The following is a 24,798-nucleotide window of genomic DNA, read 5'->3' as shown; positions in this document are numbered from 1 at the left end:
GAGGTTCCCTTCGCGGCTGCGGTGGCGCCTGCCGCCGGACCCGCGGCTCGGCGCGCGCAACGCGCGGCGGCCTTGGCTGCCAAGAGCGCCGCCCCGGCTGCTCCGCCACGCGACCGCGAGTCGCTGGCGAGCCCGCGCGCCCGCCGCGTGGCGAAAGAGCTGGGGATCGACTGGCGTTCGCTGTCCGGTTCGGGAGTGAACGGTCGGGTGCGCGAGCGCGACGTACGCGCCGCCGGCGCAACGCCGCGGCCGGCGTCGAGCTTGTCGCCGCGGCGCCGGGCCATTGCCGAGCGGCTGCGCGCCAGCAGCCGGCAGACCGTTCCGGTCACGCTCACCACGACGGCCGACTGCACGAATCTCGTGGCGCTGCGCGAACAGTTCAAGGCGGCCCGCGCCGAGCACGTGCCCACCTATACCGACTTCATCGCCTGTCTCGTGGCCGGCGTGTTGAAGCGGCATCCGCAACTGGCTGTCCGCTGGGAGCAAGGCGACGCCCTCGTCGGCGTCGGGGAAGACGCCTTCGACATCGGCATCGCCGTCGATGCGCCGCAAGGGCTGATCGTGCCGGTCGTGCGCGACGTGCTGCACAAGTCGTTGCTGCGCGTCACGCAGGAATCACGCACGCTGGTCGACAAAGCCCGCGCCGGCCGGCTCGCATCGCCAGAACTGCACGGCGCGGTGATCACGCTGTCGAACCTGGGCGCGCTGGGCATCGACGCGTTCACGCCCGTGATCAACTATCCGGAAATCGCCATCCTGGGCCTGGGGGCCGTGCGGCGGGTGCCGGTGATCGGGCTCGACGAACGAATCGTCGCGCGCGAGAAGATGGTCTTGAGCCTGACGTTTGACCATGCGGCGATCGACGGAGCGCCTGCGGCCCGATTTCTGGGCGATGTGGCCGCGGCCATCGACCACGCGGCGGCGCACCTGCTGCAATCGTAAGCCGCGCCGTCGGCGGCGCGCCGGCCGCCGCGTCAGTTGCCTTGGATGCCCTTGGACGCAAACAGCAGGTTGACCAATTCGGCGGGTGAATCGACGCCGAGCTTTTCGAACATCGACTTGCGCCGCGTCTCGACGGTCCGCAGGCTGACGTCGAGTTCTCCGGCCATCTCCTTGTTCATCTTGCCTTGCGCGACGAGCTGCATGACGCGCCGCTCCTCGGGCGTGAGCGAATCGAAGCGTCGAGCGATTTCGCCCTGCAGCGCGCGGCGCCGGCGGTTCTCGGCATCGGCCTCGAGCGCACGGCGAATCTCGTCCCAGAGGTCGTGATTGCGGCAGGGTTTTTCGAGCAGGCTGAAGGCTCCCTGACGCATCACGCGCACCGCCAGCGGTACGTCGGCATAGGCCGTGATGAGGATGACCGGCAGCGCGGCCTGGGCGCCCCCCAGCCGGGCCAACAGATCGATGCCCGAGATGCCGGTCATCCGCACGTCGCACACGGCGCAGCCGGCGAGCCGGGGATCGTAGGCCTCGAGGAAATCTTCAGCCGAAGCGAAAGTGCGCGCCGGGATCCGCATCGATTCGACTACGGCCGCCAGGCTTTCGCGCGCTGCCGGGTCATCGTCGATCACGAAGACCGTCGGCAGTTCAGTTGCAGACGCCATCGGGCTCTCTCGCCGTGCGCAAGGGAAGCATCAAATGAAATTCGGCGCCGGAGTTCTCGGCCGGCGAAGCCCAGATTCGGCCGCCGTGTGCTTCGACGATCGTGCGGCAAATGGCCAGACCCAGGCCCAGGCCATTGGGTTTGTCCGACACGAAGGCCTCGAAGATATCGACCGAGGCCGCGACGGGCAGGCCGGGACCCGTATCGCGAACGACGATCTCCACGTCGGCGTCGCGCCGGCAGGCCTCGACGGTCAACTGCCGGGACGCCAGCGGCGGATTGTCGCTCATCGCTTCGTAGGCGTTCAGCATCAAGTTCGTGAGCGTCTGTTCAATCAGCAAACCGTCGGCCACGAGCGGCGGAATCGAAGCATCGTATGCGACTTCGACCTGGACGCGCGTGCGCGCGCGGACCGGATCGGTCAGCGCGATCGATTCGTCGATCAATTCGCGCAGGACGATCGGCGCGCTCTGCGGTTGCGCCTTGCGGGCAAAGGCGCGCAAGCGGCGGATGATGGCGCCGCAGCGTTCGGCCTGGCAGGCGATCTGGTCGTTCCAGTGGCGGACCTTGGCGACGGCGGGGTCCTCGATGTGGCCGATCATCTGCGCGCTGGCCCCGGCAAACTGCACGATCGCGTGCAGCGGCTGGTTCACCTCGTGTGCGATCGCGGCGAGCATTTCGCCGAGCGACGCCAGGCGCGAGGCATGGATCAACTGTTCGCGCTGGAGCCGCAGGGCCTCGGCCGCTGCCGCGCGCGCGGTCACGTCGAGCAGCATGCCTTCGTAGCCGATGGCCCGGCCCGCCGTGTCGCCGGCACGCTGCGCGTGCAGCACGGCCGACAGCGTGCAGCCGCTGCGATCGGTGAGCGTACAGTCACCGCCGACGAGCCGTCCGGCTTCGAGCGCTTGCAGCAACTCGACCAGCGGTGCGCCCGATGTGCCATGCGCCGCGAGCAGGTCGGCGACCGAGTCGAAGCCGAGCACTTGCGCCATGGTCAAATTGGCGAAGGTGAGCCGGCCTTCGAGCGTGCATTGAAAGACGCCCACGATCGAGTTGTCGACCAGCGACCGGTAGCGACGTTCGCTTTGGCGCAGGCTTTCTTCGGAGTGGGCGCGCTGGCTGATCTCGCGCTCGAGCCGCGCCACGGCTTCGCGCAGACTCCCTGTCGACAACTGTTCTTTCAGCCGCAATAGCTCCAGGCGTTGGTGGTTTCCCCGCCGGGCGCGGAGGAAGAACACGCCCGTGATGCCGGCCGACGTCAGGATCACAAAGGTGCTGGCGACCTCCGCGCGTGGCACGGTCGCCCAGACGAACGGCAAGGTTCCCAGCAGGCCCACGACCACCAGCAGCAGGTAGTTGCGCACCGTGGAAAAAGTGAAACCGGCCAGGATGAAGGCGATCGCGACCACGCCCAACAGATCAGGCTCGCGATCGAGTTGCAGCATGACGATGGCCTGCCCCAGGATGAACGCGAGCAGCATCTTGAAGACCCGTGCCGCGAGGCCCGGCGGAGTGGTTCGCCGCCAGGCCAGAAAGGTCAACCAGAGCATGCCGGCCGCATTGATCAGGTTCACGCCCATGTCGAGCGAGCGATAGGGCAGCGCGTTGTCGACTTTGAATTGATGCAGCACTCCGCGCAGCGCGGTGACGAACAGGACCGGCGCCAGCCAAAGACAGGTCCGGGCCACGTCCGCGTCCAGGGCGGCCTGCAGCACTTCCTCGGGCAGCGCGATTTCGCGCTCGGCCAGCAGCAAGGGCGAGTTGCGCTCGGCAGATCCCGCCGCGCTGCGCGAATCGGCGTCGCGCGACGCCGAAATAAGACTCGCGATGGTCATGGTCCTGTCCCGATCGTGAGCCGCAGGTTCGCCGGACCGGAAATACCCATCCCACGAGCCTAATCGACCCTGCCGCAACTGGCCAGCAGCACGCGATTGCCGGGCGGCAACGGGGGTCGCCCGTGGCCCGGCGTCTGCCATCCTGGTATCAATGCCAGCTGCCGACCATTGTCTTTTCCCGGTGTTCTGCCCATGTCACGGTCCTTTCGCCTGGCACTTGTTTTGTTGGCCGTCGAGGTCGGCTTGATCGCCGCCTCGGCCGCGGCCGCCCCGCCGAATTTTCTCGTCGTCCTGGCCGACGACCTGGGCTTTTCCGACCTGGGCTGTTACGGCGGCGAGATCGCCACGCCGCAGCTCGACGCCCTGGCCGCCGGCGGCCTGCGCTACACGCAGTTCTATAACACCGCGCGCTGCTGGCCGACGCGTGCTGCACTGCTGACCGGCTATTACGCCCAACAAGTCGGCCGCGATGCGCTGCCGCAGCGGCGCGGCGGGGCCGCGGGACAGCGCCCCGCATGGGCCCAGCTGCTGCCCGAGTATCTGCGTCCGCTGGGCTATCGGTCGTATCATTCCGGTAAGTGGCACGTCGACGGCCGGCCCCTGGCGGCCGGCTTCGATCGCTCGTACGAACTCGACGATCACAACAACCACTTTCATCCCCAGAAACACTTCGAGGATGGACACCCTCTGCCTCCGGTCAAGCCGGGCGAGAACTATTTCAGCACCACGGCCATCGCGGCACATGCGATCGAATACCTCGCCGAGCATGCCCGTTCTCATTCCGACCGGCCGTTTTTCTGTTACGTGGCTTTCACCGCGCCGCATTTTCCGATCCAAGCACCGGCCGACGACGTGGCACGCTGCGCCGAGCGTTACGGCTGCGGCTGGGACGCCATCCGCGCCGCGCGCTTTGCCCGCCAGCGCACGATGCTGCACTTGCCCGGCGAGCTGGCGCCCTTGGAGCGGAATATTGGACCACCGTATAAGTTTCCCGAATTGTTGCAGCTAGTCGGTCCCGGCGAGGTTGACTTCGAGCTGCCCTGGAACGAGCTCGACGACGGCCAGCGCGCCTTTCAGGCGATGAAAATGGCCGTACACGCGGCCATGGTCGAGGGGCTCGATCGCGAGACGGGCCGCCTGATCGCGCAACTGCGCTCGATGGGGGCGCTCGACAATACCCTGGTGCTGTTCTTGTCCGACAACGGGGCCAGCGCCGAACTGATGGTGCGCGGCGACGGACACGATCGCACGGCGCCGGCCGGATCGGACAAGACGTTTCTCTGTCTCGGACCCGGCTGGTCGCGCGCGGCCAACACGCCGTTTCGCCGCCACAAGACCTGGGTCCACGAAGGCGGCATCGCTACGCCGCTCGTCGCGCACTGGCCGGCAGGGATCGCGGCGCAGGGCGAGCTCCGCCGCGCAGTCGGTCATGTGATCGACCTGGCGCCGACCTTACTGCACCTGGCCGGGGGAACCTGGCCCGTCGCCGCCGACGGCCGCCCGCCCTCGCCGGGGCGGGATCTCGCGCCGTCGTTTGCCGCCGATGTGCCGCTTCCGCGCGAGCCCCTGTGGTGGCTGCACGAGGGCAACCGCGCGCTGCGCGACGGCGACTGGAAGCTGGTCGCTGCCAAGCAAGAGCCGTGGCAGCTCTACGACTTGTCGCGCGATCGTAGCGAGGTCCACGACCTGGCGGTCGAAGAGCCCCAGCGCGTCGCCGACATGGCCGAACGTTGGCAACAGATCACCGACGAGTTCGAGCGGCAGGCGGCCGTGGACCGCTAGCGCTCGGCGCGGCGGTAGGGCGGCGTTACCAATAGACGTACCGCTCGAGCAGCTCGCGTTGCCTTCGCGCGAGCCGTTGCACGTCGGGAATCACGAACCGGTTGTCGTCCACGTCCAAGAGCAGCTTGCCCGATGGTCCAAAGTCGAGCGCCTGGCTCTGCGTCCAGCGCATCGTGAATTCGGCTGGGCCGGCCTGGGTGCGGATCTTCCATTGCAGGTAGCCGTATTCGAGCTGGATCTCGTCGATCGCCACGATCTCGCGGAGCAAATAGCGGCGCTCGAGTGCCGCCGTGATCAACTGCCGCTCGAGCGCAGGCCAGGCGCGCAGATCGCGCACGATGCCTAGTTCGTGTTCCTTGCCGTCGCGATCGACGGCCAGCAGGCTGATGTACTCGTCGGGCCGGGTGGCCGGGAAACAGCGCACGGCCACGAGGCCTCGTACCGTCGTGCCATCGGCCTGCACGATCGCTAGCGCGCCGTAGGGACCGCCCCGCAGTTGCACGTCGTCCGGCTCCAGCCAGGTCGGGCCCACGGCGTGCGACGACGTCTCATCTGTCGCGAGCGGAACGGGCTCTTCGATCTCGGTCGCCACGGCGGCCGACAGATCGATCGTGGTGTTGCGCGCGACCTGGGTTTGAATCTTGACGAGCCGGGCGTACTGGCCTGCGAGCCGCATCAGCTCGTCGTGCGAGCCCTGTTCGATCAGCCGGCCGGCGTCGAACACCAGGATCCGGTCCGAGTCGCGCAGCGTGCTCAGCCGGTGAGCGATCGCCAGCGTGGTGCGGCCGTGCGTGAGCGCGCGCAGCGCCTCTTGAATCGATTTCTCCGATTCCGTGTCGACGCTGCTCGTGGCCTCGTCGAGGATCAACACCTTGGGGTCGTAGAGCAAGGCCCGGGCGATCGACACGCGCTGGCGCTCGCCGCCCGAGAGCCCGGCGCCGCGTTCGCCCAGCCAAGTGTCGTAGCCGAGCGGCGTGCGGAGGATGAAATCGTGAGCCTGTGCCCCGTGCGCCGCGCTCAGCACGGCCTCGGTCGTCGCGTCGGGCTGGCCATACACGAGGTTGTCGTACACCGTGCCGCGAAACAAAAACGGCTCCTGGAGCACGACGCCGACATGCTGGCGCAGGTCGCTGGCGGCGAGCTGCCGGACGTCGATGCCGTCGAGCAGCACCCGGCCCGAGTCGACGTCGTAGAACCGGCTGAGCAGGTTGACGACGGTCGTCTTGCCGCTGCCGCTACGGCCGACGATGCCGATCCGCTCGCCGGGCCGCACCGTGAAGCTCACGTCCTTGAGTACAGGCCGGTGGCGCTCATAGCCGAAGGTGACCCGATCAAAACGGATCTCACCCTGCGCGGCGGCCAGCGTTTTGGGCTGCGCGGGATCGTTCGTCTCGGTCGGCGTGTCGAGCAGCTCGAACACGCGCTGGCAGCCGGTCATGAAACTGGTCAGCCAGGTCGTCAATTGCGAGAGCGTCGACAGCGGGGCGTAGAACATCGCCAGGTACGCCAGGAACGCCATCAACGAGCCGAGCGTCATCTGTCCGGCGAGCACATCGCGGCCGCCCACGTACCAGACGATCAACCCGCCCAGGCTGAAGACCAGCGCCATCACGGCCGTGAACGACGTCGTGGCCCGTTCGACGCCGGTGCGCGAGACGCGAAGGTTGTTGCTGGTCCGTTCGAACCGCTCGAATTCGCGCGGCTCCTGGGCAAAGGCTTTCACGACGCGGATGCCCGAGAGCATGCCCGAGAGCGTCCCGGCCTGTTTGTGGCTCGAGTCCCAGTAGCGGTAGTACTTCGGATAGACCCGGTGCCAGAAGAACAAGCTGCCCCCGACGACCAAGGGCGCCGGGATCAGCGTGTACAGGGCCAGCTTGGGGTTGAGCGTGAACAGCATGATGCCGACAGCCACGACCTGGACGATCTGCAACAGGAAGCCGCCGGTGATCTGCTGCAGCAGGCTGTGCAGCACCTCGCTGTCGTACGCCACGCGGCTGACGAGCGAGCCGACCTGGTGCCGGTCGTAGTAGCCTACGCCCAGCGCATGCAGCTTGCGGACCAACTGCCCGCGCAGCTCGTAGGTCAGCGCGACGCCGACGCGGTTTGCCAACAGCCCCTTGGTCCAGTTGACCAGGCCCAACAGCATGCGCGTCGAGGCCAGCGCCAGCACGACTAGCAACAGCGCGGTGAGCAGCGACGCCGCGTCGGGGCGGGCGCTGCCTTGCGCGAGAATCTCGTCGACCAGGTACTGTTGCAGCTTCGGCGGGGCCAGCTCCATCGCCACGCCCACCAGCATCAGCCCGCTCATCGCCAGGGCCGTCGGCCATTGCGGCCGCACCATCTGCCACAGCCGCCCGACGATGGCCCGGCGCGGAAGGCAGCGCGGGCACGATTCGCCCGGTGTCGGCAGCCGCAGCCCACACTGAACGCAATGCGTCGCCGCACGGGGTGCCGATTCCGGCGCGTCGATCTCGCCGTGCTCGCGCAGGGCCTCGAGCTGCTCGGCAAAGTCATGCAGTAGGTGGGCCAGCGAGTTGCTCGAACGGGCCAGGTCGATCCAGGCACCGTCGACGTAGGCTTGCAGAAAGTTCGAGCCGATCGTGGCGTGGGCCCGAAACCGCTCGGCCCGGGACAAGGGCCAGGCCTCGACGAGCCGGGGTGGCTGCACATCGTCGATCACCGCCAGGTGGTCGCGCGTGGCGACGAGCCAATGGTCGCCGCTGTCGCCCGAAAGGTTCAGATCGCTCGCGACCGACAGTACGACGGGCAGGCCATCGAGCTGTTCGGCGGCGAGCAGTTGTTGCACGGCGCGGGGAACCGCTGCTTGCAGCATTTCTGGTTGAGATTCCTCCTTGACCGGCAGTGGCGCTCGGCCGGACGCCTTACACGGCGCCGGCATTGCGGTCATGGCAACCAACGCTTACGCGGTGCGCAAGGGTTGGTTCGGTCCGCGGGCAGATTTCTTCGGAGAATTTCCGCAGGCCGGGCGCGGAGTTGCGTCCTGCCGCGCCCGGGCACCGCTGCTACCGCCCTGCCGGGGCGTTCAACCGCGCGTGGATCTGTTCGCAAGCTTCTGGGCGCAGCCGCAGGCCGTGCGCCAGGTCGCGGAGATAGGTCTTCTCGCTCGGCGAACTCAGGTCCATCGCGATCAGCGACAGTGCGTAGACCTGCTGTTCGAGCCCCAGCGGCACGCTCCAGCAGAACTCGCGGACGTCGAGCGGCTTGGCAAACTCTTCGCGGAGGAACTGCATCATCTCGGCAGACGCTTCGCCCACCTGCTGCAAGATGGCCTGCTGCTCGCCTGGGCTGAGCTGACCGTCGGCCTTGGCGGCGTTGACCATCGCGCGCACCAGCACGAGCGCCTGATCGTTCTGGCTCGGCTGCGGGGTGGGCAACGGAAACTGGATCGGCGACTGCGTCGGCGGCGCCGCGGGCGGTCGCTGCGGCCGGCCCAAGTCGCTCGGGCTCGGCGATTGGCGCGGGATATCGATCGGCTCTTCGCGCGGGGTTGTGCGTGGCGCGGGGCTCGGCGCCCGGCGGCTGTTGCGATCGACCGCCACGCCGAGCATCTCTTCGAGCTGGCGCGCTGCACTCTCGATATCGCCACCGCCCGTCGCGGAGCCACCCGACGATGGTGGCCGCGGCGCGCTCCCACCGCCGGCTGGCGGCGCCGGGCCGCGCTTGGTGAAACCGTCGAGCATGTCCTTGAGGATCTTGCCGCCCAGGCTGCCGCCTCCTGCGCCGCCGATTTTGCGCCCTAGCATGCCGCCGAGAATGTCGATCGCGTCCATCGGTATCCCCCTTGTCATTCAGAGTTAACGCGCGCGCCGGCTCTACGGTAGGCGGTTATTGTCGCGCGCCGCGGTACAGGGCGGAATAGTGCAACACGACCGCTGCCGTGATCAGAAACAGCAGCATGTAGTAGAGATTGAACACGAATTCGTTCCAAACGTGCGGCGGGCCCGTCACCAGATGGGCCAGCACGTTCAGCACCAGCAAGACCAGCCACATCAGCCCGGCGGCGTGCGGAAACAACTCGCCGCGGTAACCGCGCGCCAGCGGTCGCACCAGCGGAACCAGCCAAATCAGCGCCAGCACCACCAGAAAGGCGGGTCCCAGGTTTTGCCACAGCCAGGCGTCCCAGGCGTCTTCATCGCCGTAGTAAATGTTGAAAAAGCCCTTGAGCCCGCACTCGAGCGAAATGCCCAGCCCCAGCAGCAAGCCGAGATACAGGCCCACGCGCTCCAGGTTCGGATCCCCGCGCCCGTCGTGTGCGGTGGCCGGCTCGCGCGCGTACGTCCGGCAGCGGATCGCGTAATACAGCGGGCCCGTCACGAGCGCCCCGGCCAGCAGCGGCCAGCCCCACCCTTCGCAGGTCTCGAACAGCAGCAGCGCGTTGAGCACGGCCAGCAGCAGGTAGACCGCCAACCAGGTCGTGTCGGGCACGGCCAAGGGCCGCCGGGCGCGCTTGCGCGTCGCTTCGTCGGCCGTCAGCGGCCGGTTCGCCAGAAAATAGGCCACGCCATAGCCGATGCCGATCGAAATGCCGCCCGACGATTCCCAGCAGCGCCAGAAGTTGAAGTTGGCGCCTTCCCAGTACTCGGTGGCCCATTTCCAGTTTTGCAGCAGGGCCCAGCCGGCGCCGTTCACCAATCCCACGGTCGCGATCAGCAGGACGTTCTTGCCTTCGCGCCGCGCGGCCTCGTAGCCCAATAACCCCAAGTACACGCCCAGGTGCACGATGGCCTGCCAACTGTCGTTGATCAGCCGCCGCAGATTGGGATTGTGCTCCAGGTCCTGGTACCGCTCGGCGAGTGTGTCGTACATCGGCAAGAAAAGCTGCGGCAGCGCAACGTACAAGCCCCAGGCCACGAGCGCGCCGCCGATTCCGCAACCGATGCGCAGCAGCCAATGCATCAGCCGTGTTTCGCGCAGCGAGCCGGTCCAGGCCAGCAGGCACGCTCCCAGCCCGGCCCACGGCATTCCGGCGATGAACAGCCAGAGGAATCCGTAGGCCCGAGAAATGGGAACGAACTCGCCCTTGGCGTAGTTCGTGACCAGCTTGCCCTCGAAGAAGCTGGGCCACTGCATCCAGCCCCGCGCGCCGGAGATGCCGATTCCCGCGGTCACGGCGAGCACGATCCAGGCCGAGTCATAGCGCCGTTCAGGCCGGCCGGCCACGGGCCGCGAGATGAACCACCAGGCCATGCCCCAGGCCACGCCCGCGAACACGCAGCCGGCCGCCGCGCCGTAGCCCGACGATCCGCGCACGGCCCAGGTCATTCCGCCCAGCGCCGCAAACAGCAGCGTGGGCAGCAGCAGGTCGTGCGTCAGGTCGCGGCGTGGCGAAACAGTTTCCATGGGCCGGTTTCGACAACTTTGCGATCGCCGGCCTTCACGTCTGCTGCCAGCACGGGTTTGCGGCGTGCCTCAGTCGGTCACCGGCAGCACCAGGGCGGTCGGGCGTGCAGAGTCGTGGAACACCGTGTTCCGCGCGACGCGCGGCGGCAACTTGTTGCTGCCCGGCTGTTCGCCCGTGTTGGGGTTCACGTCGAACCGCGGGGCATTGCTCGACGTGACGTGTACGGCGATCCGGTGGCCCGCCTCGAACGTGTTGGCCGTGCTGCCCAATTCGATCGACATCCGCTCGGGCCGGTTCGGCTCCATCAGCTCGACCTGGTTGGGCCGGTGGCCGTGACGATATCGGGTCCGCAGCGGTTGATCGAGGATCAAGGCTTCGTAACCATCCGGGTACACGTCGACCAGCTTGATGCAGAAATCGGTGTCGGTGCCATCGGTGGCCGCGTACAGGTCGAGATACACCCGCCCGGCGATGGTCACGTCCTGCTCGAGCACCGGCGTCTGAAATCTCAGGTAATCGTCGCGCTCGCCGACCTCGCGCTGATCCATCGGGCCAATCGGCAACGTGAGATTCGCCCCGCCGACGGTGGGCACGGGCTTGGCCGGGTCGAACGCATAGGCGGTCGAGGCGTCGCTCGCCTCGGGCGCCGCGGTGGCCAGCGTTCGGTCGGGCTGCAGGAAATAGCGCGTCTCATGCGATTCGGGGGGCCAGTTCGCGGCCGTCTTCCAGCCGTTCTTCGGCGTGGCCTGGCGCTTGCGGGCCGAGGCCATCTGGTAGTACTTCACCGGCGGCTCGGTGGCGATCTCATTGGCGATGCCTTTGAGATGATGGTCGAACCACTTCATCTCCTCTTCCATCGCGCTGAGCATGCCGCCGCCGTCGGGATATTTCAGTTCGCCCTTGAGCTGACCGTGACCGAAGGGGCCCATCAGCAGCTTTTGCGTCCCCCGGGCGCCCGCGGCGCCTTGGTTTTGCAGAAACGCGAAATTGCCCTGCGTGCCGACGGAGAAGATGTCGTACCAGCCACCAACGTGATAAATGGGAATCTGGATCTTGGGACGATGCGGGGCGATGTCCTGCTCGTCTTCTAGCTTCGTGTCGTTCAGCGCCACGCGGCGCAGGGGAATCTGCTCGGGTACCTTCTGCGAGTTGAGCCAGCCGGTGGTGTCGGCCTCTTTGAACACGCCGCCGATGAAGATGGCCTCGGTGGCAAAGCTCTGCGGCGCGACGATGACGAACGCGCATTTCAAGGCCGGCGGCTGCGCGATGGCGGCCAACAGCGACGTGATGCCCATCGCCGAGGCGCCCGACATGCCCACCTTACCGTTGCACCAGGGTTGATGCGCGACCCAGTCGACCGTGTCGAAGCCGTCGTCGCGGTCGGTTTCAAAGACGGTGTAGGTGCCCTCCGAGCGGAAGCGCCCGCGGCAGTCTTGCAGGATGTAGACGTAGCCGGCCTTCACGTAGCGCTCGCCGAGCACGGCCATGCCGGAATCTTTGCCGTACGGCGTGCGCGTAAGGATCACCGGGAAGGGCCCGTCGCCCTTGGGCAGATAGACGTTCGTGGCCAGCTTCACGCCGTCGCTCATCGCGACCATGTGTTCGGTCGCGCCGGAGGCCACCTTGGGCAAATCGCTGGGCTTGGCGTCCGGCTTATCGGCGCGGGCCGTAGAGACCGCGACGGACAAGGCCGTGGCGAACGACAGGGCCAGGCCCCAACGGCGGACGAACTCTCCCATGACCAGCTCCTCCCAGATTGCCCGCCCGATGTATCGGCAGGCCGAAACTTTTTGCGCCCCGAGGGGTTTCCATCGTAGCCTTGGCGCCGTCGATCGGCAAAAATCCAGCGACGCGCGATTAATTCTGTCCTGCCATTCCCAGCAGCGGAAGTGCTCTCCATGTCCAAATCCTCGACGATCCTGGCACTATGCGGTTTGTACCTGCTGCCCACGCTGGTTTGGGCAGAAAACTGGCCCGGCTTTCGCGGGCCCTCGGGCGATGGGCAGATCGCCGCCGGGAGGCTTCCGGTCGAGTGGGGATCGGAGCAAAACCTGGCCTGGAAAGTGGCCGTACCGGGCGTGGCCTGGTCGCAGCCGGTCGTCTGGAACGATCGGATCTTTCTGACCACGGCCGTCGCCGATGACCAACCTCGCCCTGACTCGGCGCCGCAAGGCCGTGGTCGACGCCCCGAAGGCCGACCCGCCGAAGGAGCGGAGCCGCAGGGCAACGGCGAAGGCCGCCCCCGGGGCCGCGCCCCGGGCGGGACCGAACCGCCCGAGGCGGTCTATCGCTGGATGGTGATGTGTCTCGATCGCAACTCGGGCAAGGTGCTCTGGGAACAGGTTGCCCATGAAGGCCGTCCGACGATTTCGATCCACCGCACCAACACCTACGCTTCGGAAACGCCCGTCACCGACGGTGAGCACGTGTATGCCTATTTCGGCATGACGGGCCTCTACTGCTACACGGTCGATGGCCAACTCGCGTGGAGCAAAGACCTGGGCAGCTACAAGATGACGCTCGGCTGGGGGACCGGCAGTTCGCCGTGCTTGTACGGAGATCGGTTGTTCGTCCAGTGCGACAACGACGAACAGTCGTTCCTCGTAGCGCTCGACAAGCAGACCGGCGATGAACTGTGGCGCGTCGAACGCGACGAGAAATCGACCTGGTCGACGCCCTACGTCTGGAAGAACAAGTCCCGGGTCGAGCTCGTGCTCGGCGGCAGCAAGAAGTTTCGCTCGTACGATCCGAACGACGGCAAGCTGCTCTGGGAACTGGGGCCCATGAAGGGTCGTTGCTCAGCCACGCCGGTCGGCACGGACGACATGCTCTATTTCGGCGTCGGCGGTGGCCCGGCGGGGCTGGGGCCCTTGGTCGCGGTGAAGGCCGGTGCCAGCGGCAGCCATGAATTGCCCAAGGCCGGCGAAGCGAACGAGGCCGTGGCCTGGTTGGTCGACAAGGCGGGCCCGCCGATGGCCTCACCCTTGGTCTACGAAGGCTGCTTGTATGTTCTCGAGCAGCGCGGCGGCATCGTGGCCTGCTACGACGCCGCCACGGGCCAGGAGCATTACAAGCAGCGTCTCGAGGGGGCCAAGGCGTTCACCTCGTCCCCGTGGGCCTACGATGGCAAGGTATTCTGCCTCGACGAGTCGGGGCAGACCTTCGTGCTGGCCGCCGGCAAGGAGCTCAAGCTGCTGGGCACCAACAAGATCGATGACATGTTCTGGTCGAGCGTGGCCGTGGCCGGCGACGGCCTGATCCTTCGCGGCCTGAACCAGTTGTACGCGATCGAGCAGCCCTAGGGCTGGCAGTGCCGGTTCGATCGGCAGGGTCATCCTCCGCGGTCGTACCCCGGACGGCGGTGCGCGTGATATTTCCGCGGTCCGGCGAGCCTGGAAGTTTGAGGTCGCTGATCTTCCTGGACGCTCGCTCGAAAAGGACACCCCATGCCTCATCCGGCACGCCATCTGATCGGTCTGGGACTCGTGATGATCACGGTCGGCACCGGCTGGCTGCTCAATGCGCTGGGGCTGGGGCCGGAGATCAACTGGGTCTGGACCTTGGCGCTGGCAGCGATCGGCGTGCTGAGCCTCGCCCAGGGTGGCCGGATCGACAAGTTCAACGTCATCGTGGGTCCTTGGTTTTTGATCGCCAGCGCGCTTTCGGTACTGCGGCAGGCCGGCCTGTTGGTGCTCGACGTCGAGGTGCCGCTGCTGGTGATTGCCGGCGGCGCGCTGTTGGTGATCGCACAATCGCCGCGCGTTCCGATCCCCCATTGGCTGCAACCCGACGCCGCGGCCACCCGCCAGGAATGAACGCCCCTAGCAGCCCGTTGATTTTTTCAGCGGGCTGCGTGACCGCAAGGATTCGGTCTCAAAATGGCGACGTAAGTCGTTGTTTTGCAAGCCGTGCGGAGCTTCACTCCGCACCTGGCGAGGTTTAAATAGGCCACGAAGGCCTATTTCAACGGGCAGCTAGGCACGGCTCCTTACGGACGGGTCAGTTTCTTCATCTTGGCGAAGATCTGAACGCGCTTGTGCCGTAGGCGACCGGGCTTGTATTTGCTCAGCCACGCGGCGGGTCTCTCCGCCAGAAACACGCTGTCGCTCGCGGGGGCGGCGTTCGGCTTGCCGGCGAGCTTCTGGTGCACGGCGCGGAAATAGTAGTGATTGAACAACCGATTGAACTCGGTGAAGTAGATGTCCGCCGTGCGACAGTCACCGCGAATGATCAGCATGTTCTCGTCGTTCTCCTTGGTCGATGCGGCGCTGAAATTCGCCGAACCCGTAACGACGATGGGATCGTCGCCCAAGGGGTCGACCAAGAGGAACTTGGAATGGATGTAGGCCACGTGCCCGTTGACCTTCATCGCCTTGGTATTGGTTTCCTGGGCGAATCGATAGAGCGGATCGCGGAGAAACTCGCCAAACGCCTGGTAGATGTTCTGTTGCGCCGTCAGCTTGACGAACGGCTTGGGCTTGGTCTTCGCTCCCGGCTTGGGCTTGGTCGGCCGATCCTCTTTCTCCAATAGCATCAGCACGAGCGCGCTGTCGGGCGTGTTGTCTACTAACTCGGCCTTCAGCTCGGTAGAAACGCCGAATGCCAGGGTGATGCACGCGAGGTTGTCGGCCGAATCGGCGAGTTTGAAATAGGTGGTTAACGCCTGCAGCGTGCTGCGCGGACTGAAGACGGGCGTCACGCCCGTAGGGATCGATTTGACCGTCTTCGGGAAGGGCGACACGGCTTCGACCTGCTTGCGGAAGGCCGCATTGAGCTTCCTCGAGGTCGCCTGATCGCCGCCGGCAACCGCGCCGGGGTTCTTGCTCAGCACGTCCCAATAGGCCTTGAACTTGCGGGCCACGGCCGGGTTGCGGACCCAGTGGCCGACATTGGTTTGGCCGAAGATTCCGCCTTCGGAGATGTTGGTCGATCCTGTCCAGACTTCCGCGGCAGTCTGCTTCTTGCCCTTGAGCAGGACCATGAACTTGTTGTGCTGAATGGCGCTCTTGCGGGCCGTGCGCTGAATCACGCACGACGGTGGAAGGTCCACGGCCTTGATCAATTTCAGGTTGTCATTCCGCGGAAACGGCGCGATCTTCTTTTTCTTATTTCCGTTGTCTTTGGCGTCGACAATGATGCGGACGTTGACTCCCCGCTGGATCGCGGCTTTCAGGGCCTCGGCCACGGGCCGATAACGAAACTCGTAGAAACAGCACAGTAGCGAGTCGCCCCGCTTGGCCTGTTTGATGAATTCCAGGATCGCTTCATCCAGGGATCGGCTCAGCCAATCGAGCGCTTCCTGTCGTTTCTTCGCGGGCAGTTTTTTGGGCTTCTTGTTGCCGAATTTCACCGCATATGCCTGGCTCGAGGCCACACCACGATTGAAGAACACGTCGTGCTGTTGTTTGCTGAACAACGGTTCGGTCTTGATGCGGATCTCGATCGGCGGGGTGCTGCGGTCGAGGTTTCCTGGTGTCCCTTTCAAGGGATGAAAGACGTACCGATACTCGGATTCTGGCTGGCAGGTGAAATCGTCCCAGACAAAGCTTTGCACTGGGTGATCCTCGGTGCTCACTCGAGTTGCCGGCGTCGGCTTGGGCAGCACCGAACGAAAGACCTTGAATCCCGGCCGAAACTCCAGCTTCCCTTGCTTGAACGCACGCTGGACGGCAAATCCCAGTAATCCTTTTTGAGCTGCGCTGTCGGCCGTGATGGCAAACGATGTGGTGTTGATGCCCGACACGGCGAAGACTTGGAATCCACCGGTCAACTTGGACTTGAATCGCACAGCTCACCCCTTTCTTGAGTTGCTTATATCGCCGCATTCACCAGGTCGCCGCGGTTTTTCTCCCCGATAGTAGTTTGCCTATTTATCGTCGACGGCCGTAATTGGAGCCAGCCAAACGGGGGTGGTCAATATCTGGCTGCTTGTTAATTGCAACGTTTGCGCCAAAGGCGAACGTGAAGTCTCATGCCGGAACAGTCGGGAAATGAATTCCCCGCGCTGTTCTGTCCCCGCGAGTTTTCGCGGATGCCCGGACCGCGGGTTTGCTTTGTATCCGTCGGCTGGTCTTGCCGGGGCGACGCGCCGTTCGTCGCGTCGCGCGAGACCGCTGCGCGGCACCCCGAGGATGGAAGTTCCGCGCAGGTGCGAAGATGCGTCCCGGTGCCTCACCGGGTTGACGATCCCTGCGTCGATCGAGTCGTTTAGCGCTCGATCCGCAATTCGGCCAGGTAGATGGCCGTGATCGGTTTGCCGGCGTCGTCGCGTTCGTGGCTCGAATAGTACGACAGCAGGGCGTGCTCGGCGTCGAACGCCACGAAGCCGGGATACGAGTTGTCGCCGCCGCTGGGCAGCTCGGCGATTTCGTGCAGGTGGTCGCCGGTTAGCCAGTAGAGTGCCGTGCGGGCATCGGCCACGCTCTTGCGCCCGCCGACGAGCAGATGCTCGCCCCAGCGCACCAGCAATGGACCGCCGACTTGCCGGCCCAGGTCGCTGCGCTGCCACACCGCGAAGGGCGCCCGCGCGCGGCACAGTTGGGCGTTGGTCTTGCCGCCGCCGCGCGCCACGGCGACCAATGCCCCGTCGGGCTCGAACAGAAACGCCGTCTCGTCGCCATGCGTCTCCTGGAACAGGCTCGCCTTGCGCCAGATCAGGCCGTCGTCGCTTTCGAGCAGCGCCGACTCGACGATGTCGGGCTCAGGCTCGTCGGAATGCGCAAACTCGTGCTTGCGCCGTCCGCACAGCCAGGCCCGATCGCCCCACGCCGCGGCTCGCCAGACGTAATGGCCATAGGTGCCTTCGAGCATCGCCGGTCCTTGCCAGGCGTGGCCGTCGTCGGTCCACGCGGCATAGCCGAGGTGTTCGTTCAAATCGCGCGACGTGGGCGAGGTGTCGCCGCAATACCAGGTGCCGGTGTAGACGAACAACCGCTCGCGAAACACGAGAAAATGTGGATCGCGCGTATCGCGCCGCGGGACCGAAAAGCGATGCACCTGCGTCCAGGTCTGACCGTCGGTGCTGGACAGCACGAGGATGGCCGACGAGGGGTGCACCATGTGCCCGTCGGGGCAAGTGCGAAACGTCAGGTAATACCGGTCGCGAAACCGCACCAGGTCGGTAAAGGCGTTGTGCTCGCCGTTGTGAAACGCGCGGCGCACGTTTTCGACCGCGACGCGTGGCAGCTCCGGCTCGGCGGCGGTTGCAATGCCGCCGGTCGCCAGGACGATCGCCAGAAAGCACGGCCGCCACGCGAACAGCGTTGCGCCATCACGCCACAAGTTTGTCGACCACATTGCCATGCACATCGGTGAGCCGGTAGTCGCGTCCCTGGAAATGAAAGGTCAGCCGCAGATGGTCGAGACCCAGCAGGTGCAGCACCGTGGCCTGCAGGTCGTGGATATGGATCGGGTCTTCGGCGACATGAAAGCCGAGTTCGTCGGTCGCGCCGATCGTCTGGCCGACGCGCGCCCCGCCGCCGGCCAGCCACATCGTAAAGGCCTGGGGATGATGGTCGCGTCCCAGGCTGCGCCCCAAGGCGGCGTTCGATTCGACCATCGGCGTGCGGCCGAATTCGCCGCCCCAGACGACGAGTGTTTCGCCCAGCAGTCCGCGCTGTTTCAAATCGGCCACCAAGGCCGCGGCCGCGCGGTCGGTGTCGCTGCAGGCGCTCTTCAAGCCGCCAGCCACGTCGCTGTGATGGTCCCAGGCCTCGTGATAGAGATTGACGAAGCGCACGCCGCGTTCGATCAACCGCCGCGCCAGGAGACAATTGTTGGCGAACGACGACTGCCCCGGCTTTGCGCCGTAGAGATCGAGCGTGGCCTGCGATTCCTGACTCAAGTCCATCAGCTCCGGTGCGCTCGACTGCATGCGAAACGCCAGTTCGTAGGCCTCGATCCGCGCGGCGATTTCCGGATCGCCCCAGAGTTCCTGGTGGCCGTGGTTCAACTGGCCCACCAGGTCGAGCGTCTCGCGCTGTAACCGCGCGTCGACGCCGGGCGGATTGGCCACGCCGAGGATCGGGTCACCCTGCGAACGAAAGAGCACGCCCTGGTAGCTCGTCGGCAGGAATCCGCAGCTCCAGTTGGCCGGTCCGCCGCTGGTGCCCTTGCCGCTGGTCATGACGACGAAGCCGGGCAGATCGTCGGCCTCGCTGCCCAGCCCATAGGTCACCCATGCGCCCATGCTGGGTCGTCCAGGCAGCGCCGAGCCCGTGTTGAGAAACAATTGGGCGGGCGCATGGTTGAACTGGTCGGTGCGCATCGACTTGATCAGGCAGACGTCGTCCACGACACCGGCCAGATGCGGCAGCATCTCGGACAGCTCCGCGCCCGACTCGCCGTGGCGCGCAAACTTGTAGCGCGGCGCCAGCAGGGCCGCGTTGCGCTGGATGAACGCATAGCGCTGATCTTTGACCACCTCGGCCGGTACCGGCTGACCGTCGTACTTTTCCAGCATCGGCTTGTAGTCGAACAGGTCCAATTGGCTGGGGGCCCCGGCCATGAACAGGTAGATCACCTGCTTGGCCTTCGGCGCGAAGTGCGGCGCGAGCGTTTGCCTGGCCGATTCGGTCTCGGCCCCCAGAGCCGCTGCCCCGCGCATCGACCGGCACAGCAACCCGGCCAAGGCCAACTTGCCCACGCCGAGCCCGCACTGCTCGAAAAACCACCGGCGGGTCACCGCCCGCGACTGCGCCGAGAAATCGCCCGCCATGCCTATTCCTTCGTGATCGTTTCGTCGAGGTTCAAGAGCACGCGCGCCACGGTGGTCCAAGCAGCCAGCTCGAGCCGATCGAGCGGTGCGTCGGTCAATTCCGGCAGGCCGGGGGCCCGGGTCAGCAACTCTGCATCGAGCTCGCCGGCCTTCAGCCGAGCGAGTTGCGCGTCGTAGAACGCCGCGAGCCGGTCCAGCTCGTCGGCCGCGGGCCGGCGCCCCAGGCACAAGCGAAAGGCCCGTTCGGCTCGCTCGCCGGGGGTGTCCGCGCGTTCTGTGACGACGCGTCGAGCCAGCGCCTGCGCGGCCTCGAACGAAACCTGGTCGTTCAGCAGGTTCAGGGCCTGCAGCGGCGTGTTGGTGCGCGTGCGGCGCGGACAGGTCACGTCGGCCGTCGGGGCATCGAACACCGTCAGGCCTGGATAGGGACTGGTCCGCTTGAGATAGGTGTAGAGTCCGCGGCGAAAGCGGTCCGCGCCCTGGCTGGTCGGCCACTCGGTGGCGCCGTAGGAAAGTTCGCTGATGCCGGCCGGCTGGGGCGGAAACACGCTGGGGCCGCCGATGCGCTGATCGAGCAGTCCGGCCGTCGTGAGTGCCGCGTCGCGGATCATTTCGGCTTCCAGCCGTAGCCGCGGCCCGCGCGCCAGGAGCACGTTTTGCGGATCAAGGCGCAGCAGCGCTGGCGAGACTTGCGACGACTGGCGATAGACGGCCGAGCCGACGATCGCTCGATGCATGGCCTTCAGGCTCCAGCCGCGGCGCATGAATTCGGTCGCGAGCCAATCGAGCAGTTCGGGGTGCGAAGGTCGCTCGCCCATCGCGCCGAAATCCTCGATCGTGGAGACGATCCCGCGGCCGAACAGGGCGGCCCACACGCGGTTCATCGTCACGCGCGCCACGAGCGGGTTCCGCTCGTCGACGAGCCAACGCGCCAGTGCCAGCCGGTTCGGCTCGACACCGGCCGGCAACGGATGCAGCGCCGCGGGCACGCCCGGCTCGACGACCTCGCGCGGATCGAGATATTCGCCCCGATGATGCCGATGGGTGATGCGCCGCGCCTGGGGGGCGCGTTCTTGCATGACCATCGTCTGCACGGGCGAAGGCAGCTTGCGCTTCAGCTCGGCAATCTGCCGATTGTGCTCGGCCAGTTCCGGCGCGGTGGCCAGGAAGTATTCGCGCAGCGCGGCTTGTTGCTGGGCCGTGCGGCCTTCGGCGGGCGCGGCCAGCGCCGTCTCGATCTCGGCCGGCAGCTCGTTGGCCGCCACGGGCATTGCGTCGGACGTGGCCCAGATGCGCAGTCGCCCCAGCGTCATCTGGTGGATGTATTGCTGCACGAGCGTGAGCCGCAGCCTCCGCGACCGGGCAGCGTCCAGCGGCGCCGCCAGCGGGAACACCGCGCGATGGCCCTCGCCGGTCTGGCCCGCGATCGACCAGCCGGTGTCGAGCTGGCCGTCAAGGCACAGATCGGCCGCGCGCTTCTCGGCGGCAAAGTCGTGCGTCGCGCCGGCCAGGCGCACGGCGGTCGCCGGTTCGCCCGCGAGCTCGTCGAGCTGCACCTCGCTGAGCAGGAAGTCGCCCACGGAGAACAGGGGGGCCCTGCCCGGGCCGCCGCCGGGCAACCGCGGATCAGACAGCGCCTCGACGCGCAGCGCGGTCAGGCGATCCAGGGGAACTTCCAGCTCCAATTCGTAGGTGTCGTAGTTCGGGCAGTCGCCGTGCACCCAGATCGAATCGTCGTCAAGCAGGTCCAGCGTGGCGCCGTTGCGCGAGCGCAGCGCGACGGGCCGGACAGCGACCCAGTGGCCCGCGCGCGGCGCTTGTTCGACCTGCCAGCGGGCAAATCGCTCGTCGAGATAGGCATTGGGCCCGCTGCCGCCGACGGTGCCCTTGGCAGCGCGCGGAAACAGCGCTTCGCGGCGCGCCTCGTAATCGGCAATCCGGGCCAAGGCGACGCTTCGCTCCTGCTCGATCCGGGCGTCGGGTACGTCGAAGTCCACTTCGTCGGCGTTGTTCAACAGGGCGAACAGCCCGTAGAACTCGCGCTGCGTGAAGGGGTCGTACTTGTGGTTGTGACACTGCGTGCATTGCAACGTCAGGCCGAGCAGGGCCGCCGAGGTGGTTTGCACGCGATCGACCACGGCCTTGAAGCGGAACTCGGCCACGTCGATCCCGCCCTCTTCGTTGATCATCGTGTTGCGATGAAACCCGGTGGCGATGACCTGGTCGGCCGTCGCCTGCGGCAGCAGGTCTCCGGCAATCTGCTCAATCGCGAACTGGTTGAACGGCAGATCGCGGTTGAAGGCCGCGATGACCCAATCGCGGTAGGGCCAGATCGTGCGCGGCCGGTCTTTTTCGTAGCCGTTCGTATCGGCATACCGGGCCAGGTCAAGCCACCACCGGGCCCAGCGTTCGCCGTAATGCGGCGAGGCCAACAGCCGCTCGACCAGCCGCTCGTAGGCGTCGGGCGCCGTGTCGGCCACGAAGGCGTCGACCTCCTCGGGCGTCGGCGGCAGGCCGGTAAGATCGAAGCTCACGCGGCGGATCAGCGTCTCGCGCGCCGCTTCGGGCGCCGGTTCCAACCCTTGCCCTTCCAGGCGCGCGAGCACCAAGCGATCGAGCTCTTCGCGCGGCCAGGCTTGGTGCGCGACCGCCGGCAGCTCGGGCCGCGCCGGCGGCAGAAACGCCCAGTGCGGGGCATACTCGGCGCCTTGCGCGATCCAGTCGCGCAGCAACTGCCGTTCGCGCTCGCTCAGCACGCGCTTCGTGGCCGGCGGCGGCATCCGCTCGCCCTCGTCGCTGCTGAGTATCCGCCGGATCAGTTCGCTGTCGTCGGGGCGGCCGGGCACGATGGCCGCCTGACCGCTGGTCGCCGGCTCAATCGCCGCGTCGCGCTCGTCGAGCCGCAGCTCGGCCTCGCGCGTGTCGGCATCGGGGCCGTGACAGAGCCAGCAATTGCGCGAGAGGATCGGACGGATGTCGCGGCTGTAGTCGATCTTGTCGTCTGCGGCGACCGCCGCCTGGGCGCAGCCGATCGCGGCAAACATCAGGGCCAGCAAGGCAGATCGCCGCATAAACAATTCGCAGGGCGGCAGCGGGGGGTGGGATTCGAGCGGGAAAACTCTCCAGCCCGCAATTTTACCCTCGTCGACCGCCCCCTTCCCAGCCAGGACTGGCTCGAAAATGCCGCACCGCGACCCACGACGGGCCTGGCTCGATCAGGTAATCTGTTTTTCTATGTTCTGCACCATGCGTTTCCGCCCTAGCGTCGTCCCGCGCTGCGCGCACATGGTTGCGTTGTTGCTCGTTGCCGGCGGAGCGGGTTCCACGGCCTGGGCCGACGAATGGGACTCGCGGTTCGAGGCCGAAATCGCGCCACTCCTGACGCGCAATTGCCTGGAATGTCACAACCCCCGCCAGCGCGAGGGCAATCTCGTGCTCGATCGCCGCGAGGCGCTCGTGACCGGCGGCGACAGCGGGCCCGCGATCGTGCCGGAGCATGTCGACGACAGCCTGCTCGTCGAGCGCGTGCGCGCAGGCGAGATGCCCCCGCCCGAGAAAGAACAGCCGCGCCCCTTGAGCGAGGCCGACACGGCGAAGCTCGTCGCTTGGATCTCGGCCGGGGCGCCCTGGCCCGAGGGGCGCGTGCTCGACGCCTACGACGCCACGACCGACAAGCGCGCCGGCCGCGACTGGTGGGCCTGGCAGCCGCTGGCCGAGGTCGCGCCGCCCGACGCGCCGGCCGGTACGCATCCGGTCGATGCCTTCATCGCCGCCAGGCTGAACGAGGCGGGGATGATCCCTGCCCCGGCTGCCGATCGGCGCACGCTCGCGCGGCGGTTGTATTTCGACCTGATCGGTTTGCCGCCGAGCTACGAACAGGTCGAGGCGTTCGTGGCCGACACGGCGCCCGACGCCTACGAGCGACTGGTGGACGAGTTGCTGGCCTCGCCGCATTTCGGCGAACGCTGGGCGCGCTACTGGCTCGACGTGGCCCGGTTTGCCGAGACCTGCGGCTACGAACGCGACCAGGAAAAGCCGAACGCCTGGAAGTATCGCGATTGGGTCGTCGACGCCATCAACAACGATCTGCCCTACGACCGTTTCGTGCTCGAGCAGTTGGCCGGCGACGAGTTGCCCGACCGCAATGCCTCGACGGTCACGGCCACCGGCTTCTTGCGGATGGGCACCTGGAACGACGAGCCGAACGACCCGCAGGAATACAAGTACGAGCGGCTCGAAGACCTGATCCACACGACGTCGACTGCTTTCCTCGCGCTGACGGTCAAATGCGCGCGGTGCCACGATCACAAGTTCGACCCGATCCCGCAGACCGATTACTACCGCTTGGGCGCGGTGTTCTGGGCCGGTCACGTCGAGCCGCGCGACGCGAAATTCCAGGGCGGGCCTACGCCCGAGGAATTGGGCTTCGAGCTCTGCGGCTATACCGATCGGGCCCGTGACCCGCCGCCTTTGCACTTGCTGCGCAAAGGCGATCCGACGCGCCCCGAGCAGGAGGTCGCGCCGGGATTCCTGTCGCTCGTGGCGGCGCTCGATCGTCCGATCGCAGCGCCGCCGCCGGAAGCCCCCACTTCGCAGCGCCGTTTGCAACTGGCGCGCTGGATCGTCGATCCACAGAACCCGCTGCCGGCCCGCGTGGCGGTCAACCGGCTCTGGCAGCACCATTTCGGGGCGGGCCTGGTCCGCACGCCCGACAATTTCGGCTTCAACGGCCAACGCCCCACGCATCCCGAGCTGCTCGATTGGCTGGCCCGGGAATTGATCGCCGGCGGCTGGCGGCCGAAGCGGATCCACAAGTTGCTGGTGATGTCGGCCACCTATCAGCAGGCCTCGGTGCATCCGCAAGGCGAGCAATACGAGCAGCGCGACGCCGGCAACCGGTACTGGTGGCGGGCCGAGCGCCAGCGGCTCGATGCCGAGGCCCTGCGCGACGCGCTGCTGGCGGCCAGCGGCCAGCTCGACCTGCGCGTGGGCGGGCCGAGCTTCCGTCCGGAGATCAGCAGCGAGGCCCTCGAGGGCCTGTCGATGAAAGGCGGCGCCTGGCAGGCCTCGCCGGCCGCCGAACAGCATCGCCGCAGCATCTACATGTTCAGCAAGCGGTCGCTGTTGGCGCCGATCATGACGGTCTTCGATTTTTGCGATACGACCCAGCCGTGCGCCCAGCGCGACGTGACGATCGTCGCCCCGCAGGCGTTGGCGCTGATGAACAACGAGTTCGTGCATCGCGCCAGCGCCGACCTGGCCGCGCAGGTGATCGAATCGTCGTCCGCAGATTTCCAGGAGCAGGTGAGCTGCGCCTGGCGCTTGGCCTTGGCCCGGCAGCCGACCGCCGTCGAAACGGCCCGGGCGGTGGCGCATATGGAAGCCCAATCGCAGCACTTTGCCTCCGCTCCCGACGCCCGGCGGCGCGCGCTCGAATCGCTGTGCCACGTGCTAGTCAACTGCAACGAGTTCCTCTACGTCGATTGACGGCCGATTTCGT

At 66.7% G+C, this 24,798-nt stretch carries 15 protein-coding genes; 5 read left to right on the top strand and 10 right to left on the bottom strand.

All coding sequences use genetic code 11. The annotated features are described in order from the left end of the window. Positions 1-942, top strand: a 942-nt coding sequence (locus tag K1X74_20530; protein MBX7168735.1) for a 2-oxo acid dehydrogenase subunit E2, incomplete at its 5' end; no start/stop codon positions are given. Between the two features lie 32 nt (positions 943-974). On the opposite strand, the gene K1X74_20525 is transcribed toward K1X74_20530, so the two are convergent. Next, positions 975-1,604: a response regulator gene (locus K1X74_20525; GenBank protein ID MBX7168734.1), complete on the bottom strand. Its 630-nt coding sequence runs from the start codon at positions 1,602-1,604 to the stop codon at positions 975-977. After that, positions 1,588-3,438: a PAS domain-containing protein gene (locus K1X74_20520; protein ID MBX7168733.1), complete on the bottom strand. Its 1,851-nt coding sequence runs from the start codon at positions 3,436-3,438 to the stop codon at positions 1,588-1,590. The genes K1X74_20525 and K1X74_20520 overlap by 17 nt, the downstream gene beginning before the upstream one ends. Before the next feature lie 192 nt (positions 3,439-3,630). Between K1X74_20520 and K1X74_20515 the strand changes: the two genes are divergently transcribed. After that, positions 3,631-5,220, top strand: a complete 1,590-nt coding sequence (locus tag K1X74_20515) for an arylsulfatase (GenBank protein MBX7168732.1) — start codon at positions 3,631-3,633, stop codon at positions 5,218-5,220. A 25-nt stretch (positions 5,221-5,245) separates the two neighbouring features. Here K1X74_20515 and K1X74_20510 read toward each other — a convergent pair whose 3' ends face one another. From K1X74_20510 to K1X74_20495, 4 genes are all read right to left on the bottom strand, one after another. Beyond that, positions 5,246-8,053 (bottom strand): DUF1854 domain-containing protein, encoded by a 2,808-nt coding sequence (locus K1X74_20510; GenBank protein ID MBX7168731.1) that lies wholly within the window; start codon positions 8,051-8,053, stop codon positions 5,246-5,248. 190 nt (positions 8,054-8,243) lie between these two features. Beyond that, the gene (locus tag K1X74_20505) at positions 8,244-9,011 is read right to left on the bottom strand and encodes a tellurite resistance TerB family protein (GenBank protein MBX7168730.1); all 768 of its coding nucleotides are present in this window, start codon (positions 9,009-9,011) and stop codon (positions 8,244-8,246) included. A 55-nt stretch (positions 9,012-9,066) separates the two neighbouring features. Beyond that, positions 9,067-10,581 carry a hypothetical protein gene (locus K1X74_20500; protein MBX7168729.1) on the bottom strand — a complete coding sequence of 505 codons (1,515 nt, stop codon included), beginning with the start codon at positions 10,579-10,581 and terminating at the stop codon, positions 9,067-9,069. A gap of 69 nt (positions 10,582-10,650) precedes the next feature. Next, positions 10,651-12,321 carry a CocE/NonD family hydrolase gene (locus K1X74_20495; GenBank protein ID MBX7168728.1) on the bottom strand — a complete coding sequence of 557 codons (1,671 nt, stop codon included), beginning with the start codon at positions 12,319-12,321 and terminating at the stop codon, positions 10,651-10,653. A 159-nt stretch (positions 12,322-12,480) separates the two neighbouring features. On the opposite strand from K1X74_20495, the gene K1X74_20490 reads away from it, so the two are divergent. After that, the gene (locus tag K1X74_20490) at positions 12,481-13,884 is read left to right on the top strand and encodes a PQQ-binding-like beta-propeller repeat protein (protein MBX7168727.1); all 1,404 of its coding nucleotides are present in this window, start codon (positions 12,481-12,483) and stop codon (positions 13,882-13,884) included. A 144-nt stretch (positions 13,885-14,028) separates the two neighbouring features. After that, the gene (locus tag K1X74_20485; protein MBX7168726.1) at positions 14,029-14,397 is read left to right on the top strand and encodes a hypothetical protein; all 369 of its coding nucleotides are present in this window, start codon (positions 14,029-14,031) and stop codon (positions 14,395-14,397) included. A gap of 173 nt (positions 14,398-14,570) precedes the next feature. Here K1X74_20485 and K1X74_20480 read toward each other — a convergent pair whose 3' ends face one another. The 4 genes from K1X74_20480 to K1X74_20465 form a co-directional block, all read right to left on the bottom strand. Next, positions 14,571-16,370: a hypothetical protein gene (locus K1X74_20480; GenBank protein MBX7168725.1), complete on the bottom strand. Its 1,800-nt coding sequence runs from the start codon at positions 16,368-16,370 to the stop codon at positions 14,571-14,573. A gap of 419 nt (positions 16,371-16,789) precedes the next feature. Continuing rightward, the gene (locus K1X74_20475) at positions 16,790-17,884 is read right to left on the bottom strand and encodes a hypothetical protein (GenBank protein MBX7168724.1); all 1,095 of its coding nucleotides are present in this window, start codon (positions 17,882-17,884) and stop codon (positions 16,790-16,792) included. Beyond that, complete coding sequence (locus K1X74_20470; GenBank protein MBX7168723.1) at positions 17,853-19,298, bottom strand: DUF1501 domain-containing protein; 1,446 nt, start codon at positions 19,296-19,298, stop codon at positions 17,853-17,855. The genes K1X74_20475 and K1X74_20470 overlap by 32 nt, the downstream gene beginning before the upstream one ends. Before the next feature lie 2 nt (positions 19,299-19,300). Further along, a complete protein-coding gene (locus K1X74_20465) occupies positions 19,301-22,369 on the bottom strand; it encodes a PSD1 and planctomycete cytochrome C domain-containing protein (protein MBX7168722.1) in 3,069 nt (1,022 codons plus the stop codon). Between the two features lie 175 nt (positions 22,370-22,544). On the opposite strand from K1X74_20465, the gene K1X74_20460 reads away from it, so the two are divergent. Continuing rightward, positions 22,545-24,785: a PSD1 and planctomycete cytochrome C domain-containing protein gene (locus K1X74_20460; GenBank protein ID MBX7168721.1), complete on the top strand. Its 2,241-nt coding sequence runs from the start codon at positions 22,545-22,547 to the stop codon at positions 24,783-24,785. Positions 24,786-24,798: the final 13 nt, after the last annotated feature.

It is taken from the genome of Pirellulales bacterium (assembly GCA_019694435.1).
GTDB lineage: Bacteria > Planctomycetota > Planctomycetia > Pirellulales > JAEUIK01 > JAIBBZ01.
The sequence above is the reverse complement of the archived record's forward strand: the minus strand, read 5'-3'. Positions and strand labels throughout refer to the sequence as shown.